This window comes from Acinetobacter sp. CY73 (assembly GCF_059515865.1).
The window spans coordinates 59,574-78,903 of the sequence record NZ_JCAKMZ010000008.1; the positions used below are offsets into that span (position 1 = coordinate 59,574).

The window sequence follows — 19,330 nt, forward strand, 5'->3', positions numbered from 1 at the left end:
AATGATAGAGCTTCATTAAAAATCAATACTTTGTATTAATTTCAGATACCATATTTCACACGGTAAGCTTCCATTTTCGCTAAGGCTTCTTTCTCGCCTTTCACATCTAAGAAGTCCATTAAATCTTTCATCGTAATTAATGCATGAACAGGAATTTCGAGTTCTTTCTGCACTTCTTGAATAGCAGATAAACTCCCCTGACCTTTTTCTTGACGATCAAGTGCAACCAATACACCTGCAATTTGTGCACCTGCATTTTTAAGAATCGTCACGACTTCACGAATCGCTGTACCTGCAGTGATCACATCATCAATAATCCAGACTTTTTTACCCTCAACCGATGCACCAACCAACACACCGCCTTCACCGTGATCCTTCGCTTCTTTACGGTTAAAACCCCAAGGTACACTCACACCATGGTTTTGTGACATTGCGACAGCAGTTGCAGCAACAAAAGGAATACCTTTGTACGCTGGGCCAAAGATCACATCTACATTTTCACATTCAGTTAATTTAGCCGCATAGCCAGAAGCCAATAATGTTAAGGCTTCGCCATCATTGAGTAAGCCTGCATTAAAAAAATAAGGACTCACACGACCTGATTTTAAAGTAAACTCACCAAATTTAAGCACACCACGTGATAATGCAAGTTCGATAAAAGCTTGAGGGTTAAACTGAGCTGGCGACGTCATGAGGTGCTCCAAAATTCATAAAGAGAGGTTATGACTGCGCATGATACCAAAGAGTAGCTATCCAAGTGATCAAAAAATTCTAAGAGTGGTCTCAATTAACGTCAATGGTCTACGTTCTTCAGTCACCAAAGGCTTATTAGAGTGGATGGAACAATCAGACGCTGACGTGATTTGTATGCAAGAAAGTCGAATCACCCATGCGCAGTGGACTGATAAATTCCGTCCTGAAGGTTGGTATACCCATCTTTTCCCAGCAGAACGTCCAGGTTATGCAGGTACTGCCATTTATAGTCGAATGCCTTTCTTGTCGATCAAAGATGGTTTAGGTTTTGAATTGGCAGATTCTCAAGGTCGTTTTATTTCTGCAGAGTTCGATCTCGGCTTAGGTAAATCTGCACATATTTGCTCGCTTTACTTGCCTTCTGGTTCTTCAGGTGAAGATGCTCAAGCGCGTAAAGATCATTTCCTCGAAGAATATTCAAAAATCTTAAAGCAATGGCGTGATGAAGATAAATCCGTCATTGTCTGCGGCGATTACAATATCGTACACAAACGTATCGATATTAAAAACTGGTCAGGCAACCAAAAAGCATCGGGTTGCTTACCACATGAACGTGCTTGGCTCGATCACATTTACGATGAATTGGGTTATGTTGATACTTTCCGTGAAGTCCGTAAAGAAGCTGAAGTATATTCTTGGTGGTCAAACCGCGGACAAGCCCGTGCGAAAAATGTCGGTTGGCGTATTGACTATCAAGCATGCTCACCAGACTGGAAAGACCGTACTGTCAATGCTTGGGTTTATAAAGACAATTGGTATAGCGATCATGCACCCGTCATTATTGATTATAAACTTTAAAGTAATTTGCACGAATATTAAAGCAAATTAGTGAACAACCGTTCACTCAATATAAGCTTTTGACGCACATTACTTGTCGTATTAACTTATTTTTATTTATGTGTTAACACGGCATTATAGTCGCACGGCACAGGGACATGTCAGGATGACAAATAAGGATTGGAAGCCGTAGGATGAAAAGAAAATAAAGCGATTTATTTTCCAAGGATGATCGACATTGGACGTTGAATTGAGACCCGCATAATCAGGATGATATGATGCGGGTTTTCTCTTATATAGCCATCCATTTTTTTAAATAGCTCTGTTTAATTCAGTATCCTTCTATAACGCTTCTTTCTGTTCGCCACTCAAGAGTTGATATCTCTATCCAATATTTATTCTTTTCAATATTGAGTTTTTTTATTATTGAGTTTTTGTCTAATGCTTTTAAGTTTAAGCCTTCATCTTTTCAATTTAATGACAGTCAAATATTAATTCTATTCATCTTGCCAGTTTTTTTGCTAACCTTGATCTATCTATTAAGCCTTCAATTTGGATCTAAAATGTTAAAAGTTTATGGCATTAAAAATTGTAATTCGATGAAAAAAGCCTTTGATCTACTCGATGAGCTGGGTTTAGCGTATGAATTCCATGATTATAAAAAACAAGGGATTGATGCAGATACCGTTAAAGTTTGGCTGAATGAGCTTGGGGCGGACATCGTCCTCAATAAAAAAGGCACGACTTGGCGTAAACTGAGTGCAGAAGAGCAACAAAAGGCTTTAGATAGTCAAGAAGGCTTAATTGAAGCCCTCACTACACATAATAGCTTAATCAAACGACCTGTTATTTCAGCAGAATCAGACTATGTGGTTGGGTTTAATGAAGATGCGATTCGTGCTTTGAAAAAGTAATTCGCTATTCGTACAGTATGAACATGATTTGAAAATCATAAATAAAAACCGAGCATCAGCTCGGTTTTTTATCATTCATTTTGAATATTGAAGCTAAGGTTAAATTAGTTCACACGTACCCAAGTCTGATTACGACCCAATGCAGCAACGCCAATAAAGCCACGAAGTTCTAACTTTTTACCGCCATCGGCAATTTTACCTTTCAGCTTATAAGTCTTATCCGATTTTGGATCTAGAATGGTACCGCCGTCGTAGCTTGTACCACCGACATTTTTAAGGTTACGGACAATGGTTACACCTTTTAGTGACTTGTTTTTAAATTTACCCGTGCACTTGGTACATGTATTCTCTTCACCAGCAGCCAATATGCTTTGAATACTTGCGCTTAACTTACCATCTGACTGTTCAGTGAATTTGACCACGGCACGAGGTTGTTTCGTTTCATCGTCAATGGTTTTCCATGTTGTTCCATGCAAAGGGTCTGTGGCATTCGCAAATACAGCAGTTGTGATTAATCCTAAAGCAAGTGCAATTTTTTTCATTGTTTTCATTTCCCTTGTCTTATTGACATGAATATTATTAAAAATTGATAACAAATAAGCAATTTGTGTGTGTGACTATTTGGTGTAACCTTGTATATCACCTGTATTAAAAACAAGCAATAACTATACAATATGGAAAAAAAATGAAGATTAATCCTCTTTTGAAACAATATATTACAGAGTCAATCTTAAGGACCAGCTTCCGTTTTCCAAGTCGATTTAATTTACCACCCACGGCCCTTCGTATTGCACTTGAACAGCTTACTCGCGTGATTCCACAGCCCAAAAATGTTGAGTTCCGTCAGCTTCGTATTGCAGGTATTCGTGCTGAAGAAATTTTACCTCAACCAGAAACCACCCAAATGATTTTTCATATTCATGGGGGGGCGTTTATGGTCGGTTCAATTAAAACTCATCGGGCCTTTTTAAGTGAAGTTGCGCTCCGCACACAAATGCAAGTGCTTCACATTGATTATCCTCTCTCTCCTGAACAGCGTTACCCAGATGTAGGTGATGCGATTTATGATGTCTATCAAACATTGCTTGACCAAGGTATTCAACCCAAAGACATTATCTTGTCTGGTGATTCGTGTGGTGCAAATTTAGCATTGGCTTTAGTACTCCGTTTAAAACAAGAAGATCCTAAAACCGTACCGAGCGGTTTGATTCTGATGTCACCTTTCCTCGATTTGACACTCACCAGTGAATCTTTACGTTATAATCAAAAGCACGATGCTTTACTGTCTATCGAAGCGCTAAAGAGCGGTATTAAATACTATGTGCCTTCTCGATTTGATCCATCTATCCCAGAAATTTCACCTATTTTTGGTGATTTTAAGGGCTTACCTCCAACCTTAGTACAAATCGGTTCAAAAGAAATTTTGCTAGATGACGCAGCTCGTTTTGAAGACAAAGCCAAAGAAGCCAAAGTGGATGTCCATTACAAGCTTTACACCGGTATGTGGCATAACTTCCAAATGTTTAGCCCGTGGTTTAATGAAGCCAAACAATCACTGGCTGATATTGCTGAATTCGCACACAAATTAGATCAAACTTAACTTCAAAAAGCTAAAGCCTTACATGACATAGAATCAGTAAATATTTTAATGAATTAAACTCATTATCTTAAAAACTAGAAAATAAATGTAAGGTTTTCATATTCAATAATTAAGCTGATGATATATAACAACGAATATGTATTTACGATCAAATGTATTTAATAGGATTCAGCTGAATACTTCAAATAATCTTTTTTTCTTACGATTAGACCGCTTATCATCATTCAAAAAATTATAGTGAATTAAGACACATTTAATTATTTTTCATAAACTTAAGTCAATATTTTAACTTGGGTTTAAATTGATCTACTTGAATTTAATTGTTATATTTTTTCTAGAGTAATTCAAATCATTTTATTTGCAGAATAGGCCAGTTCTTATGAGAAAAGTCATATATTCGGAAAGACGCCGTCGCATTAATGCATTTTTCAAAAATTTATATAAAAAATCGATGTTTTACCAATGGACTACAAAAAGTCAAGTTATTAATGCGAGCAATGTTGATCCTCTTACAGGTCTTTATAACGCGTTTGGAATGAATACTTTTTTAAAAGAACTCCATCCACAGGCTGGATTAAACTATGCCATTATTTTATTAAATCTCGATAACTTTGAACACATTCAACATAAGTTTGGAACGAAAATAGCTGAACGTTCTTTAATTAAGACTGCACGACTTCTCAGCAATAATGTACGTGATACTGACTTAATTGGTCGCTATGGTGATCATGAATTCATTTTAATTTTAAGTGACATCAATTTGGATAAAGCCAATTCGGTTGCACAGCGTTGTTTGCAATTAATTCAAAACAATCCTATCCAGTCTAATGGCTTATCTATCACCTTACAGGCGAGTTGTGGTGTATCTGCATCTAAAGCAGATGTGGTCAGCGACACAGTTCTGCAATATGCTGATCGTGCTTTATTCTTGGCAAAGAGCAGTGGATTTAATCAATTGAGAGATGAAAGAGCAATTTTTTCTTAATGATTTTTCAATGAGTTTAAGCTTCAGTATTTGATACAGCATATTTCATCTAAATTGCATATTATCTGTATAGCGCATCATGAGCTGATTGTTACCCGTTGCTTTATCTTCTAATAATTCAGTAATCTTATCTTGCTCGATAAGGTTCTTGATTTTGTACAAATAAGTGCTCTTGTTTTGCAAGTGCAATCCATTTCTGTACCGCGGGTACATTTAAAATCGTCTGTATATACGTTTGAGCCGGTGCTGAAATAGGAAGCTGATAACTGATAAAACGCATGACAACAGGTGCATAGAAAGCATCAGCAATTGTAAAAGAATCACCACAAAGAAAGCTATGTTCCGAAGCCCGACTTGCCCAAATGGCTTCGATACGTTCGACTTCGGATCTCAGCTTTTCATGTTCCGCCCAATGCTTTGCCCCCACATCGGCTAAATTCGCCTCAATATTCATCCCACATAATGTTCTTAGATTTGGAAAACCACTGTGCATCTCAGCACAAACAGAACGAGCCTTTGTACGCAAACCAAGATCTTTTGGCCATAGTCCTTTCTCTGGATATAGCTCGGCTAAATACTCACAAATCGCCAGTGAATCCCAAATACTCAGATTCTCATTTATCAAAGTCGGTACTTTAGCCGTTGGACTCACTTTAGAAATGATTTCCTTAAACGCTTGATCCGCATGGAAATCATCAAAAGGAACTAAAACCTCTTGAAAAGGTATTTTAAAATATTCCAAAACCAACCATGGACGCATTGACCATGACGAATAGTTTCGGTTACCAATATAAAGCTCCATAAGCGATCTCCTTTATAAATAAATCACCCATAAAAAAAGGTAGCCGATCGCTACCTTTTTGCATCAGTGACTTAACTCAATCTGTAGGGCATTTTAGAAAAGATAAGACACACCAAATCCTGCATTGTAGCTACGATCTTGACCCTCTAAATCGACACTTACACCCATATCAAATTGAGCGCGATCATTTAAGCCATAAATTAAACCTGTACCTAAAGCGTATTCGTTATCCACACTTTCTTTTTTACGGTAAACCAGTTCTGAATATCCTGACCAATTTCCTGCGATTTTATATTTCAATGTCGGTACAGCTGTGATCGACCAATCACTGTCTTGTACTTCATAAAACATACTGATACTGGTTTTGACTAAATCGTTATATTTGTAGTCAACCGCTGAAGCCAGCGTATAAATGTCTTCTTCTTCAGAAAAACCTTTATTTCCTGTCGCAATTAACGCCTGAGCCAAAACAGCCAAAGATAATTTTTCATCTTGCAAATCGATATGATGCTTAATCCCGACAGTCACATCTCCCAAACCATCATCTTCAACTGAATGACCTTGGTATTTGGTTTTGCTCCAAGCGGGTCCAGACCAGCCCAATTGCAATTCAGTGTTTTGCCCAAGCCCAGTGCGTAACTCCATATCCGCATTCAAAGTGACATCACGTCGTTTTGAACCATCAATTGTCGTTTCAGTATACGTTGCAGAAGGTAAAGCTTGTTCCCATGCTAATTTCCCAACTGGGGTAATACCCGTACCAAAGCCTGTACCTGGACGTTCAAAGGAGAAGTCTGCTGCCATTGCGCTAACACTTAAAGTCGTAAGTGCAAGTACACTCAGTTGTTTGAATCTTGTCATGGGAACACTCAATTAATTTAATTCTTTGGTCATTTTAGCACCACGGTTACGTAGTAGCTCTAAAGTTTCTTTTTCTTCAGGTAAAGCCTGAGTCCAATCAATGGTATCAAAATCACAGTCAAAAAATAAATCACTAATCGATGTAAGAATGGTTTTACCTTCATCATCTTTGGTATTTGGGTCAACATTTTGATCCAATAACTTTGCTACGGCTGGAACACAAGCCGCACTTGCTGCATCCCAAAGTGGACCATAACACTCTTCAGCATCCCACAAATGGAAGTTCGCTTTTGCTTGAATGAGCGCCTCTAAAATATCTAAGTGAATCTGTAAGTCTTTTTGCTTCTGTTCAGCAGATAAAGCTGCACCAGCCTCATATGCTTCGCTCACATTTTCCCACCATTTAAATAGACCATCTGACCACACTGAAACAGCTGGGCCTTTTTCAGCATCAATAAAATTTGGATCAAGACCATCAGCCAACAGGCGTTGAATCTGTGCCAAATCAAGTTCTTCTAAGGCCTGTAAAAACACTTGTTGTTGTGCTGTGAGCATGTCTTCTCTCGTATAAATTTAAATAAATATGTTGAATGAACATTATGCCGAATTATTGTGAACTTTTTTGATTTAAATGACCGTTGAAATTTTTTTATATTTTTTAATCAAGACGCGTAATTTTACTAAACCATTAAAAAAGCCCCATTCAGGGGCTTTTTCTGCAATTATGCTGGATCGACATCTAGATCGGTATCCGCATCTGCTAACTCCAACGCGGCAGCGCGTGGGTTTTCTTTCTTCTCGAACACATGTTCAAGGCTTCGTTTAAGTCGGTCAATTGCACCATGAATTGCGGTATCAATATTGTGACCTTTATGATGAACCACCACAGGTTTAAGACCTGCTGGTCGAGCTTCAATCATACATTTGATATCATCGTCGCCACCTTTTAAGCCATTTTCATCACTAAAGTGCACTGAGAAATGGGTTATTTTTTCTGAATGGCGTTGGAATTCTGCATTTAGTTCTGCACGAACATACTCAATTAATCTTTCACTGTTTTGAATATTTTTATCTGTACGGATTTCTATGTTCATAAAATATCATCCTCTTCTTTATCTAAAACTTTATGGTGCAAAACTTATTATCTTGGCACGTTTGTAGCATTTAATTTAAAGCATAAAAACATCATCACTTTCGTTTGGAATAAAGCCTCCTGAACCTAAGATGAACACTTTTAAAAGTCTGCAGAACTGTGTCCTTATACTTCGAATATCGGGCCTAACACAGAATTATGCAAGCAGTATTTCAAAAATTTTAGCAAAAGGATAACCCATTGTGACAAGCACTTACTTACGTGGACAAGAATTGGTTGATGCTATTCAAAGTTCGTCCTATTCGCGTGATTTAATTGGCTATCACGGACAAGTTCCCCCTGCTCAATGGCCGAAGCAAGCCAAGATAGCTGTGCAATTTGTATTGAATTATGAAGAAGGTGGTGAGAATCATATCGAACATGGTGATACGGGCTCTGAACAATTTCTTTCTGAAATCGTCGGAGCGACCAGTTTTAAGGCAAAACATATGTCGATGGATTCCATGTATGAATATGGCTCTCGTGCAGGATTTTGGCGCATTCATGGGGAATTTAAAAAGCGGGATTTGCCTATGACGATTTTTGGTGTCGGTATGGCACTCGCTCGTAATCCCTATGTGGTTCAAGCCATTAAGGAAGCTCAGTATGACGTAGTCTCACATGGACAGCGTTGGCTGCATTATCAACATGTCGATATCAATACTGAACGCCAACATATGGATCAAGCCATCAGTGTCTTAGAAGCACTTTTTGGTAGTACACCTATCGGTTGGTATACAGGTCGTGACAGTCCCAATACCCGCCAATTATTGGCTGAGTTTCCACAAATTCAATATGACTGTGACTACTATGGCGACGATCTACCTTTTTGGACTGAACTTAAAAACGCTCAAGGTCAAACTCGTCCACATCTGATTATTCCCTACACCCTAGATACCAATGATATGAAATTCAGTTCCGCTGGTGGTTTTAACCATGCAGATCAGTTTTATCAATACCTCAAAGATAGTTTTGACACGTTATATGCTGAAGGTGATGTCGCTCCTAAAATGATGTCTGTTGGTATGCATTGCCGTTTATTGGGTCGACCAGGTCGCTTTAAAGCACTACAAAAGTTTTTGGACTATGTGCAATCACATGAGAAAGTTTGGATTTGCCGTCGTGGCGATATTGCACAGCATTGGCACCAGCATTTTGCACCATGAATTAACATTCACGCGAATAGGATTTTGTTTGAGAGCACGTTGATGCGCTACATTTGGACGATTATTCCATAAAAAATTATTTGGCATTGATATTGCAAATTAAGTTCTAAGTTTCTTTTATATTTAGGCTTTATTGTGTTGATTTCAAATTTTAATCAAGGCAGTTCAAGTGAAATTTCAACACTGCTTAATCATTGCGTTCATATCCCTCGTTGGTCAATAGACATCCTGCAACATCGTCCATTTTCAACAGCAGATAAGCTCTTTGAAATGGCTAGAAAATCTGCTCAAACATGGACTTGGGATGAGATTTTAGCGGCACTCCATACGCATCCTAGGATTGGTGAAAAAAATGCTCAAACTGCGCTAAGTGAACAAGAGCAATTCTTTTCTGACCGTGAACAATCAGCACTCAGTTCAGATCAGGAAACGTTAAATGCGATCCATCAAGGCAACCTTGTCTATGAAAAAAAATTTGGTTTCATTTTTTTAATTAAAGCATTTGGTCTCAATAGCCAGCAAATTCTAACTGCTCTAAATAATCGCCTGAACAACGATTTAGATACCGAAAAAAGTATCGTCCATCAACAACTTATAGAAATCGCTTTATTGAGATTAACGCAGGAGGTTGAAGCATGATCAGTACCCATATTCTTGATACTGGCTTAGGAAAACCTGCCTCAAATGTGTTGGTCAAGCTGTTCGATGAGCAAGGGCAATTGATTGCTGAAACCACCACAAACCAAGATGGCAGGATCTCTGATTTTGGGATAGCGATATTGAGTACAGGTCAATACAGCCTCGAATTTTCTACTGCCGATTATTTTGAAAAATTAAGTACCGATACTTTTTTTCCTAAAGCAGTCATTCATTTTTCAATTACAAATACAGAGCAGCACTATCACATTCCCCTTCTGATTAGCCCATTTGCTTACTCGACATACCGAGGGAGCTAGTCAACGAATCGATGGAAATAAAAATTTAAAGAATGAGGGATATAAAATGTCAAAGAATCAGACCAATAACGAAAATGTAGTTGCACCCGAAGATGAATATTTGGGTGCCAGTAAAAGTGCAGCCTATGGTTTACAGCATTTACTGACCATGTATGGTGGAATTATTGCCCCGCCGTTAATTGTCGGTAGTGCTGCAGGTTTAAGTGGAATTGAAATCGGTTTACTCATCGCAGCTGCACTCTTTGTTGGTGGGTTAGCCACCATATTACAAACCATGGGTGTTAAACACATAGGCGCAAAACTCCCTCTTGTACAAGGGGTTTCCTTTGCTGGTGTAGCAACGATGATTGCGATCATTACAACAGGTGGTGGATTACAAGCAGTTTACGGCGCTGTCATTGTTGCATCACTCATTGGTTTCTTGCTGGCACCCTATTTTTCTAAAATCATTCGATTTTTCCCACCCCTGGTGACTGGCTGTGTCATTACCATTATTGGTCTGTCTTTATTACCTGTCGCAGTTCGGTGGATGATGGGTGGGAATAAAAATGCTGAAAATTGGGGAAGCTTTGAAAATATTAGTTTGGCGCTCGCTACACTTGCGATTGTGATCATGTTCAATCTTTCGTCCAATCCTGCCATCCGACGACTCTCTATTCTTTTAACCATCGTGTTCGGTACAGTTCTGGCATTCTTCTTTGGCTTCGGTCATTTCAGTCAAGTCAGCGAGGGTTCATGGTTCCAAGTGCCTCACTTATTTGCTTTTGGAGTGCCAACCTTTGAAGTAACTGCGATTTTATCTATGCTCATTGTCACCTTGGTTATCATGACGGAAACCACGGCAGATATTATTGCTGTCGGAGAAATCGTAGGAACAAAAGTCGATGCTGATCGAATTTCAAATGGCTTACGTGCCGATATGCTATCAAGCGCTGTTGCTCCCGTATTCGGATCCTTCATGCAGAGTGCTTTTGCACAAAATGTAGGTTTGGTTGCGATTACAGGCGTTAAAAGCCGTTATGTGGTTGCTGCAGGTGGCATGATTTTGGTGGTATTAGGTTTACTTCCGATTATGGGACGTTTTATTGCAGCGATTCCTGTTCCTGTATTGGGTGGCGCTGGCTTAGTTCTATTTGGTACCGTTGCAGCCAGTGGCATTCGTACTTTGGCAAAAATTGATTATAACGAGCAAAAGAATTTAATCATCGTTGCAACAGCTATTGCAGCAGGCATGATCCCAATTATTGATCATTCATTTTATGCAGACTTTCCCAAATGGGTTCAAACTTTGTTCCATTCGGGCATTAGTTCAACCTGTTTAGTCGCGATTGTTTTAAATATTTTGTTCAATCATCTACGTTTGTTCAAACCTAAAAATATTCTAGCAACTAAACAAGTCATTGATTCGCAACATTAAAATTATGCTCTTAAAATTGAAAATTCACCTCGGTGAATTTTTTTAAACCATTTATCAAATATGGCTTTATTTTTGCTTAATTATGAGTATTCTGTACGGGCTTTCTCTGGGGATTTTCAATGAAACTTACACAAATTGTTGCATCATGTGCAATCGCGTCTACTGCGGCTTTAACTCAAGCAAGTCCAATCGTATGGCAAGATTTCAGTCTGACTGGTCTTTATGGCGAAAACTATGAAGTAGGTACTGAAGATCGTACAACCTTGACTGCAGAGTACGCAGCTAAACTTAAATACTCTGATGTATTTTTCTTTGTTGACCAACAATGGGATGGCAATGAGGATGATTCAACTTACTTTGAGTTCGCACCACGTTTAAGCTTAGGTGAAGTTTCTGGTCAAGATCTCTCATTTGGTCCGATTAAAGACGTTCTCGTTGCTACAACTTGGGAACACAATGCTGGACACGGTCAAAACACTGAATTTAATAACTTCTTATATGGTGTTGGCTTTGCGTTAGACATTCCTTACACTCAATATGCCAATGTAAATTTCTACAAAGCTTCAAATGACAACACTCAAGATGATTATCAAATGACGATCACTTACGCTGTTCCATTTAAACTTGGTAATGAAGATTTCTTGGTGGATGCTTTCCTAGACTGGTCAACAGCTGAAGATACACATGCGAGTGAGTTGAACTGGACGTCTCAGTACAAATGGAATGTGGGTAAACATATTTCTCCAGATACTAAACTGTATGTCGGTGTCGAACATTCAGTTTGGAATAACAAATTTGGTATTAAAGGCGTAGACCAAAACGATGTCAGCGCATTGGTTAAATATCATTTCTAATTTATAGAATGATTTGAAAATATAAGCAAGACTTCACGTCTTGCTTTTTTATGTGCTGAAGTTCAGCATGCTATCAAAATAATGAATCAATACGCTTAAAAAATGACATTTTCAATTCGTGTTGCGACAACAGCTGATCTTCTGCAAATCCAAAAAATTTATAACCATGAAATTATCAATGGTGTTGCCACATGGAATGCCACTGCTCGTGATTTAGATGATTACCAAAATTGGTTTCTTCAACTTCAAGCACAAGGCTATCCATTATTTGTCATTCAAGAAGATATAAATAATCGAGTGGTAGGGTTCGCTGAATACAGTGCTTTTCGTCATTTTTCTGGTTATAAACATACCGTTGAACACTCTGTTTATGTTGCGCCTGAATTCTTTAAAAAGGGCTTAGGACAGCGCTTACTACAACATTTAATTACTCATGCCAAAGCGCATCAAATCAAGGTGATGGTTGCAGCGATTGATCATGCAAATCTTGCCTCTATTCACCTGCATTTGAAACTCGGATTTAAGCAAACAGGCTATATGCCCCAAGTCGGTCAAAAGTTTGGTGAATGGCGTGATTTAGTGTTGATGCAACTCAATTTTGATGAAGATTGGCTTTAAAACGTTATCCGTTTTGAAAGGTAAAAAAGAAGGGCTTTCACCCTTTGCTGACCAAATTTTAGTTCATGGTTATTATTTTTATGTTTTTTTAATTCATCGGATTAATCCAAAGGATTCCCTACAATATTACTCATAATCCCGTTCATAATATGTGGACCTTGTTCCTGTCTTAAATCGGCATACCATTCTTGAGTGACTGATTCATCTTTCATATGGGTGACATCACAACGTTTGCGTGCACGTAACACCATTTCACCTGTACGTTCATTACGTTTATTTTGATAGCGCTTGAGAGAATCTTGAAGCCCTAAGGTGTTGATCTGCAAGGCACGAGCTAAATAGATCGCATCCTCCATGGCTTGGCACCCGCCCTGTCCAATATCCGGTGTCGTACTGTGTGCTGCATCTCCAACAATCACAACACGACCTTTATAAAAATCTGCGAACGGCTCAATGTCGTGAATCTCTACGCGGTTGGTTTTTTGCGGGTCAATCTGTTCGATGAGATGCTGAACTTGTGGACACCAACCATCAAAATAGCCTTTCAGCAAATTTTGATATTGGCTACGGTCATTGTCCAAACCAACAGCTAATGGCACATCAAAGAAGAAGTAAAAACGATTGTTCGCAACCGGCATCAATGAAGCACGTTTTCCTTCAGCAACAAAAGTCGTCCACTGATCCGCAGGTGCAAGTTGATCCGAAATTTCGACTAAGCCGTTCCAATTCACATAGCCTGCATAGCGACGTTCAACTTGCTCGCCCAATACATGTGCACGGGTCATAGAATGTGTACCATCAGCCCCAACTAAAAGCTCTGTTTTAATTTCAGAACCATCGGCAAAGCTGACTTGAACGTAATCAACTTGATCTTTAAGGCCCACCATTTTCTTACCGAGTTTAATATTTTCACGTCCAAACTCATCCATCAACATATTTTGCAGTTCCGCACGTGATACTGGGTAGGGACGCTGTCCAACTTCCTCAATCAAAGGATATAAACTGAACTGAGTCATCACATCGCCCGTCAGACCATCGACATAAGCAAGGTGATCCATTTGCCCACCGAGCTTTGCAACTTGCTCCGTTAAACCCAAATAGTTCAAGCACTTCACGCCATTTGACCACAGTGAGATTGCTGCACCCACCGCTAGAATTTGCTCAGTTTGTTCATAGATGGTGACAGTGTGTCCAAACTTTTTCAGTGCGATGCCTGTGGTTAATCCCCCCATTCCTGCACCAATAATCGCGATCTCCATCTACTTTCTCCTTGTTCAACTATATTTTGAAGCATAAGTTGCGAAAAACGTGCCATTTCTATTTTGACCTGCATTTTTTTCTAGAAGTTGGCACACGCTGTGCATTTTATTTAGGCCTAATGCATTGTTTTAGGTGGTTTTCATACAGATGAGAACCGAAGCAATGAAAAATAAAGCATGAAAAAGACCGCGTATAAAATGGAAGATCGATATGGCAACATTATTTGCACCAAATTTTGAAATCCCTGCACAATTACAGCAATACACCAACTTGGCAGATGCCCGAATTGGTGCAAAAGTCCTTGAATGTTCAGATGAATTTTTTGCTGAAGCAAATCGTATGTTGCAATTTGATGCACCTATTTTTGTGGAAGATAAATTTGATGATCACGGCAAGTGGATGGACGGTTGGGAAACTCGTCGAAAACGCCATGCAGGCTATGATTGGGCCGTGATTGAATTGGGGGTGAGTGGGAAAATCAACGCTTTAGATATTGATACCACGTTCTTTACTGGTAACTATCCTGCATCGGCTGCAGTAGAAGCATGCAATGCACCAAATGGGGACTTCAGTCAGGCAGAATGGCACTCAATTTTACCAAACAGTATATTAGGCCCAAGTCAGCACCATGTATTTGAAGTTGAAAATGATCAGGTCTTTACGCATGTTCGTTTAAATATTTTCCCTGATGGGGGTGTTGCTCGTTTTCGTCTGTATGGACAGGTTCAGACTCAGCGTTTCGACCAAGAACACACTGTCGATCTACTGGCCTTGCAAAATGGCGGACGTGTCATTGCTTATAGTGATGCGCATTTTGGACACCCACGTAATCTGATCAACCCTGGACGCGGTATCAATATGGGCGATGGCTGGGAAACTAAACGTCGTCGTGCGCCTGGGTTTGACTGGTGTGTTCTGGCTTTAGGGCAGAAAGGTCTAATTGAGAAAATTGAGATTGATACTGCGCACTTCAAAGGCAACTACCCTGCCGAAGTGTCTCTTCAAGCGATTTATATAGAAGATGCAACCGACCCTCAACTGATTCCACAAAGTATGTTTTGGCCATTTTTGTTAGAGGCTCAAGCGATGCAAATGGATCATATTCATAGCTTTGTGAATGAAATTTTGGCCCATGAGAAAATCTCACATATTCGCGTCAATATGATTCCAGATGGCGGTATCAGTCGTATCCGTTTATGGGGCAAAGCAAAGTAGCCTTTGCTTGAAGTGAATGAGATCTTTGCCTTACTGAATGTTATTGGATCACTCGTCAGTAAGGCAACCTAGAGAGATAAAATATTATGAATCACACCATTCAAATCCAGCCGTTGACCGCAGAAGCTTTCTTAGATTTCGGTGAAGTCATTGCCTGTCAGGGCAATGATTTTTTCCATATCAATGACGCCCATACTGAACGTTACCATGCGCTTGTACAAACCGAGGCTGAAGGTGATGCCCGAACTGGCATCAGTATTTTTCGAAATATCAAAGCCACATCACTTCCCTTCGAAATTTCAATGTTGGAACGACATCCTTTAGGTTCACAAGCCTTTATTCCTATGCAAGGACAAAAGTTTTTGGTTGTGGTTGCCCCAAGTTTAAATGCAAATGAACCTGATCTCTCTCAACTGAAAGCTTTCATTACAGATGGTTCGCAAGGCGTGAATTATCGGGCAGGTGCATGGCATCATCCTTTACTGACACTAGAAGCCCCAAGTGATTTTGCTGTGATTGATCGGATTGGTGATGGACATAATTGTGATGTTTTTAGTTTTTCTGAAAAATACCGCATAGTTTGAGGTTAAGCCTCATTCAATTAGGCATTTTCAGCTTGAATACCAAAATAATTTTATTTTTTATGAAGATTTTACGATTACCGCATGGTTTAGATTTAACCCGACTATTAGGCATATGATTAGCGTAAATCAATCTGAATCAGAAACTATTTGTGATTTTGGACATAATGTTTGGACAGGTGCATGATTATTTAAAAATTGAGTATTAAGGCTTAAAATGAAAATAAGTTATGATTTCCTTACCCCAAAAAAACTCCTCCGCTCTTTTACTTATATTTTCTGATTTTTCAAACTCTAAATTGATCTCACTAACCACTTCATAGTTTGAATTTATATTAGAAAAATAAAAAATGAGATCATCTTCATTAAATAAAAGCTTACTTCCGACAAAATATCCAACTAGAAGGTCTTCAAATTTAGCTAAAGTTATTTTTTTGTTTTTAAATTTACAATACGAAAACCCAATAAATAAAGTATCTATTAAATGATGATCTAATAAATTTTCATCAGCAAGGCTTTTTCTTATTGAATCACCTATAGCCTTCAAATTTCTCCCTAAAGATATACTAAACAACCATTCTGGTGGTGAGTTCAAAATAACAATTAATCTATCTGCCCACTTAACCAAACACTCAAAATCAATAGATTGTGATTCAATCATGGCACAAGCAATATATCTTGGATTTAAATATTCATTAAATTCTACATCCACCGCCATCACCTCAGAATTCTATTCATTTTCTAAGATTAGCACTTTAATGCTATGCAAATTCATATTTCAAACTATCTTATATGAATCACATAACATTATGAAAATAAGAGAAAATAAAATCTAAATCGCCACCAACTCTCGAATCCCTTTCTCTGGCATTTCACTGCCTACCCCTTGCGCTACCACTTGTCCACGCGACATCACCGTATATCCATCGGCAAGTTCTTCAGCAAAATCATAGAATTGCTCCACCAACACAATCGACATTTCACCACCATCTGCAAGTTTGCGAATCACTTTCCCTATGTCTTTAATAATAGAAGGTTGAATACCTTCAGTCGGCTCATCTAAGATCAACACTTTGGGTTCAGAGGCCAGTGCACGTGCAATCGCAAGTTGCTGTTGCTGCCCCCCTGATAAATCTCCGCCTCGGCGATGCTTCATCTCATCCAATACAGGGAAAATCTCATACAAATGCTCAGGCACTTTTCGGGTTTTCGCCCCTGAAAATTTTGCCATCCCAATCAAGATATTTTCCTCTACCGTTAATGTAGAAAAAATATCCCGCCCCTGAGGCACATAAGCTAAACCTTCTCGAACCCGCTGTTCAGGGCTGAGCTTAGAGATGTCCTTTCCATTTAAAAGGATCTGCCCAGATTTGATCGGCAAAACACCCATTAAGCATTTGAGTAAGGTGGTTTTACCGACACCATTACGCCCAAGCACCACGGTACATTCCCCAATCGGTGCAGACAACGATACATCTCTTAAAATATGACTGCCGCCATAAAACTGATTGACGTCTTTGACTTCTAACATGGTCTCTCCTTAACGTCCTAAATACTTTTCAATCACATCTTCATTGGCCTGTACTTCTGCCAATGTCCCTTCTGCCAAGATCGAACCTTGTGCGAGTACCGTGACTTTTTCACTAATGGTATCAATAAAACTCATGTCATGTTCCACCACAATCAAGGTGTGGTTTTTTTTGAGTTCTAGACAGAGTTCAGCAGTACGTTCGGTTTCTGCATCGGTCATGCCTGCCACAGGTTCATCCAGTAAAATGAGTTTGGGACGTTGCATCAGTAACATGCCAATTTCCAACCACTGTTTTTGCCCATGTGACAGTAAGCCCGCAGGTTTATGTACAAATTCAGCTAAGCGAATTTGCGCTAAAGATTCCTCTAACGCGTTCTGTGCATAAGGCTCAAGCTTGCTAAAAAAACTCTTTTTAACCTGTTTATTTTTTGGCGCTGCAAGCAGCAAATTTTCCATGACGGTGAAATTTTCAAACACAGTCGGTTTTTGAAATTTCCGTCCAATGCCTGCTTCCGCAATTTGCTCAGTGCTCATCTTGGCTAAATCATAGTTTTGACCAAAAAATGCTGTCCCTTCGGTTGGACGTGTTTTGCCAGTAATCACATCCATCAGTGTGGTTTTACCTGCGCCGTTGGGCCCAATGATGCAGCGCAGCTCCCCTTCTTTGATGTAGAGCGACAAGTCATTCAGCGCACGAAAGGCGTCAAACCAAACACTGACTTTTTCCAAATACAGTGCAATACCATGGGTAAAATCAGGTCCTGCTTCTTTAGCACGACCATACCCTTCACCCATCTGACCGCCATGTTGTTGTGAGTTTAAGACTAAATCTGACATTAGTTTTTCTCCTTTTTAAAGCGATCAAATAAACCAATCACCCCTTTTGGCAGGAAAATGGTCACCACAATAAACAAAGCCCCTAAAATCAATAACCACACTTCAGGGTAGGCCACGGTGAAATAGGTCTTCACGCCATTGATCAGCCCTGCACCCAAAATCGGTCCAATCAAAGTACCTCGACCGCCTGCTGCAACCCAAACTGCCATTTCAATCGAATTCACTGGGTTCATTTCACTGGGATTAATAATCCCTGCTTGCGGGACATAGAGCGCCCCTGCAATTCCTGCAATCACAGCAGACAACACCCAAGCTGAAAGCTTGTACCACAGTGTGCGATAACCTAAATATTGCAAACGGTTTTCACTGTCACGAATAGCGCCAAGCACACGCCCATAAGGTTTATTCATCAAATGCCGTAGCCCAATGAAACACAACAACAGTGCCAAAGCCGTGATAAAGCACAGACTGGCACGCATCGGTGCAGAGGTAATATCCATGCCTAAAATGGTTTTAAAACCGGTAAAGCCGTTATTGCCCCCAAAGCCTGTTTCATTACGAAAAAACAACAGTGCCGCAGCAAAGGTCATGGCTTGGGTAATAATGGAGAAATACACGCCTTTGATTTTTGAACGAAATGCAAAGTAACCAAAAATAAATGCAACGATTCCAGGCACCAAAATTACCAGTGCCATGGCCCATAAAATATAGTCGGTGCCGACCCAATACCAAGGTAATTCCGTCCAACTTAAAAAGCGCATAAAGTCAGGCAAGCCCTCACCTGCTGATTCACGCATCAAGTACATCCCGAAGGCATAACCGCCCAAAGCAAAGTACAAGCCATGCCCCAGACTTAAAATACCGGCATAGCCCCAAACCAAATCCAGTGCTAGAGCAACCAGTGCGAGACACATGATCTTGCCAATTAAAGTCACCCAATACGCAGATAAATGCAGACTCGAATCACTTGGCAATAAATGAAACCACGGCAAAATCAGCATAATGACGAAACATGCCGCAATGGCAACCGCGCTGTAGGGCTTATCGGATAATAATGAGGTGATTTTCATA

General features: G+C 39.5%; 23 protein-coding genes. 12 read left to right on the forward strand and 11 right to left on the reverse strand.

Annotated features, from left to right (window positions below):
- Nucleotides 1–41: 41 nt before the first annotated feature.
- The gene (pyrE, locus tag AC5YD2_RS06015; protein WP_496125455.1) at nucleotides 42–692 is read right to left on the reverse strand and encodes an orotate phosphoribosyltransferase; all 651 of its coding nucleotides are present in this window, start codon (nucleotides 690–692) and stop codon (nucleotides 42–44) included.
- A 40-nt stretch (nucleotides 693–732) separates the two neighbouring features.
- Here pyrE and AC5YD2_RS06020 point away from each other — a divergent pair, with 40 nt between their 5' ends.
- Entirely contained in the window at nucleotides 733–1,551 is an 819-nt protein-coding gene (locus AC5YD2_RS06020; RefSeq protein ID WP_496125456.1) for an exodeoxyribonuclease III, read from the forward strand.
- A gap of 542 nt (nucleotides 1,552–2,093) precedes the next feature.
- Nucleotides 2,094–2,444, forward strand: coding sequence for a Spx/MgsR family RNA polymerase-binding regulatory protein (locus AC5YD2_RS06025; protein WP_496125457.1), 351 nt, complete (start codon nucleotides 2,094–2,096; stop codon nucleotides 2,442–2,444).
- A gap of 104 nt (nucleotides 2,445–2,548) precedes the next feature.
- On the opposite strand, the gene AC5YD2_RS06030 is transcribed toward AC5YD2_RS06025, so the two are convergent.
- Complete coding sequence (locus tag AC5YD2_RS06030; RefSeq protein ID WP_496125458.1) at nucleotides 2,549–2,986, reverse strand: DUF2147 domain-containing protein; 438 nt, start codon at nucleotides 2,984–2,986, stop codon at nucleotides 2,549–2,551.
- Between the two features lie 143 nt (nucleotides 2,987–3,129).
- Here AC5YD2_RS06030 and AC5YD2_RS06035 point away from each other — a divergent pair, with 143 nt between their 5' ends.
- Together AC5YD2_RS06035 and AC5YD2_RS06040 are read left to right on the forward strand one after the other, a co-directional pair.
- Nucleotides 3,130–4,044 carry an alpha/beta hydrolase gene (locus tag AC5YD2_RS06035; protein WP_496125459.1) on the forward strand — a complete coding sequence of 305 codons (915 nt, stop codon included), beginning with the start codon at nucleotides 3,130–3,132 and terminating at the stop codon, nucleotides 4,042–4,044.
- 451 nt (nucleotides 4,045–4,495) lie between these two features.
- Complete coding sequence (locus AC5YD2_RS06040) at nucleotides 4,496–5,029, forward strand: GGDEF domain-containing protein (RefSeq protein ID WP_496125489.1); 534 nt, start codon at nucleotides 4,496–4,498, stop codon at nucleotides 5,027–5,029.
- A gap of 127 nt (nucleotides 5,030–5,156) precedes the next feature.
- Here AC5YD2_RS06040 and AC5YD2_RS06045 read toward each other — a convergent pair whose 3' ends face one another.
- The 4 genes from AC5YD2_RS06045 to AC5YD2_RS06060 all read right to left on the reverse strand — a co-directional run bounded on the left by AC5YD2_RS06045 (nucleotide 5,157) and on the right by AC5YD2_RS06060 (nucleotide 7,786).
- Nucleotides 5,157–5,831 (reverse strand): glutathione S-transferase family protein, encoded by a 675-nt coding sequence (locus tag AC5YD2_RS06045; RefSeq protein WP_496125460.1) that lies wholly within the window; start codon nucleotides 5,829–5,831, stop codon nucleotides 5,157–5,159.
- Nucleotides 5,832–5,924: 93 nt separating this feature from the next.
- Nucleotides 5,925–6,692, reverse strand: coding sequence for a transporter (locus tag AC5YD2_RS06050; protein WP_496125461.1), 768 nt, complete (start codon nucleotides 6,690–6,692; stop codon nucleotides 5,925–5,927).
- Nucleotides 6,693–6,704: 12 nt separating this feature from the next.
- Nucleotides 6,705–7,247 carry an ankyrin repeat domain-containing protein gene (locus AC5YD2_RS06055; protein WP_496125462.1) on the reverse strand — a complete coding sequence of 181 codons (543 nt, stop codon included), beginning with the start codon at nucleotides 7,245–7,247 and terminating at the stop codon, nucleotides 6,705–6,707.
- A 167-nt stretch (nucleotides 7,248–7,414) separates the two neighbouring features.
- Nucleotides 7,415–7,786, reverse strand: a complete 372-nt coding sequence (locus AC5YD2_RS06060; RefSeq protein WP_496125463.1) for an HPF/RaiA family ribosome-associated protein — start codon at nucleotides 7,784–7,786, stop codon at nucleotides 7,415–7,417.
- 241 nt (nucleotides 7,787–8,027) lie between these two features.
- Between AC5YD2_RS06060 and puuE the strand changes: the two genes are divergently transcribed.
- The 6 genes from puuE (at nucleotide 8,028) to AC5YD2_RS06090 (ending at nucleotide 12,835) form a co-directional block, all read left to right on the forward strand.
- On the forward strand, nucleotides 8,028–8,990 hold the full coding sequence (gene puuE, locus AC5YD2_RS06065) for an allantoinase PuuE (protein ID WP_496125464.1): 963 nt from the start codon (nucleotides 8,028–8,030) through the stop codon (nucleotides 8,988–8,990).
- A 135-nt stretch (nucleotides 8,991–9,125) separates the two neighbouring features.
- A complete protein-coding gene (gene uraD / locus AC5YD2_RS06070; RefSeq protein WP_496125465.1) occupies nucleotides 9,126–9,629 on the forward strand; it encodes a 2-oxo-4-hydroxy-4-carboxy-5-ureidoimidazoline decarboxylase in 504 nt (167 codons plus the stop codon).
- A complete protein-coding gene (gene uraH, locus AC5YD2_RS06075; protein ID WP_496125466.1) occupies nucleotides 9,626–9,946 on the forward strand; it encodes a hydroxyisourate hydrolase in 321 nt (106 codons plus the stop codon). The genes uraD and uraH overlap by 4 nt, the downstream gene beginning before the upstream one ends.
- Before the next feature lie 46 nt (nucleotides 9,947–9,992).
- Nucleotides 9,993–11,363, forward strand: a complete 1,371-nt coding sequence (locus tag AC5YD2_RS06080; protein ID WP_496125467.1) for a nucleobase:cation symporter-2 family protein — start codon at nucleotides 9,993–9,995, stop codon at nucleotides 11,361–11,363.
- A 119-nt stretch (nucleotides 11,364–11,482) separates the two neighbouring features.
- Nucleotides 11,483–12,217: an outer membrane protein OmpK gene (locus AC5YD2_RS06085; RefSeq protein ID WP_496125468.1), complete on the forward strand. Its 735-nt coding sequence runs from the start codon at nucleotides 11,483–11,485 to the stop codon at nucleotides 12,215–12,217.
- Between the two features lie 102 nt (nucleotides 12,218–12,319).
- On the forward strand, nucleotides 12,320–12,835 hold the full coding sequence (locus tag AC5YD2_RS06090; RefSeq protein ID WP_496125469.1) for a GNAT family N-acetyltransferase: 516 nt from the start codon (nucleotides 12,320–12,322) through the stop codon (nucleotides 12,833–12,835).
- 101 nt (nucleotides 12,836–12,936) lie between these two features.
- Here AC5YD2_RS06090 and hpxO read toward each other — a convergent pair whose 3' ends face one another.
- Nucleotides 12,937–14,094: an FAD-dependent urate hydroxylase HpxO gene (gene hpxO, locus AC5YD2_RS06095; RefSeq protein ID WP_496125470.1), complete on the reverse strand. Its 1,158-nt coding sequence runs from the start codon at nucleotides 14,092–14,094 to the stop codon at nucleotides 12,937–12,939.
- A 211-nt stretch (nucleotides 14,095–14,305) separates the two neighbouring features.
- Between hpxO and alc the strand changes: the two genes are divergently transcribed.
- Together alc and AC5YD2_RS06105 are read left to right on the forward strand one after the other, a co-directional pair.
- Nucleotides 14,306–15,310: an allantoicase gene (gene alc / locus AC5YD2_RS06100; RefSeq protein ID WP_496125471.1), complete on the forward strand. Its 1,005-nt coding sequence runs from the start codon at nucleotides 14,306–14,308 to the stop codon at nucleotides 15,308–15,310.
- A gap of 86 nt (nucleotides 15,311–15,396) precedes the next feature.
- Nucleotides 15,397–15,894, forward strand: coding sequence for an ureidoglycolate lyase (locus tag AC5YD2_RS06105; protein WP_496125472.1), 498 nt, complete (start codon nucleotides 15,397–15,399; stop codon nucleotides 15,892–15,894).
- 202 nt (nucleotides 15,895–16,096) lie between these two features.
- On the opposite strand, the gene AC5YD2_RS06110 is transcribed toward AC5YD2_RS06105, so the two are convergent.
- From AC5YD2_RS06110 to urtC, 4 genes are all read right to left on the reverse strand, one after another.
- Nucleotides 16,097–16,603, reverse strand: coding sequence for a hypothetical protein (locus tag AC5YD2_RS06110; protein ID WP_496125473.1), 507 nt, complete (start codon nucleotides 16,601–16,603; stop codon nucleotides 16,097–16,099).
- A 120-nt stretch (nucleotides 16,604–16,723) separates the two neighbouring features.
- Nucleotides 16,724–17,422, reverse strand: a complete 699-nt coding sequence (urtE, locus tag AC5YD2_RS06115) for an urea ABC transporter ATP-binding subunit UrtE (protein WP_496125474.1) — start codon at nucleotides 17,420–17,422, stop codon at nucleotides 16,724–16,726.
- Between the two features lie 9 nt (nucleotides 17,423–17,431).
- Nucleotides 17,432–18,259, reverse strand: a complete 828-nt coding sequence (gene urtD / locus AC5YD2_RS06120) for an urea ABC transporter ATP-binding protein UrtD (protein ID WP_496125475.1) — start codon at nucleotides 18,257–18,259, stop codon at nucleotides 17,432–17,434.
- Nucleotides 18,259–19,329 carry an urea ABC transporter permease subunit UrtC gene (gene urtC / locus AC5YD2_RS06125; protein ID WP_496125476.1) on the reverse strand — a complete coding sequence of 357 codons (1,071 nt, stop codon included), beginning with the start codon at nucleotides 19,327–19,329 and terminating at the stop codon, nucleotides 18,259–18,261. Before urtC ends, urtD begins: the two co-directional genes overlap by 1 nt.
- Between the last annotated feature and the right edge of the window lies 1 nt (nucleotide 19,330).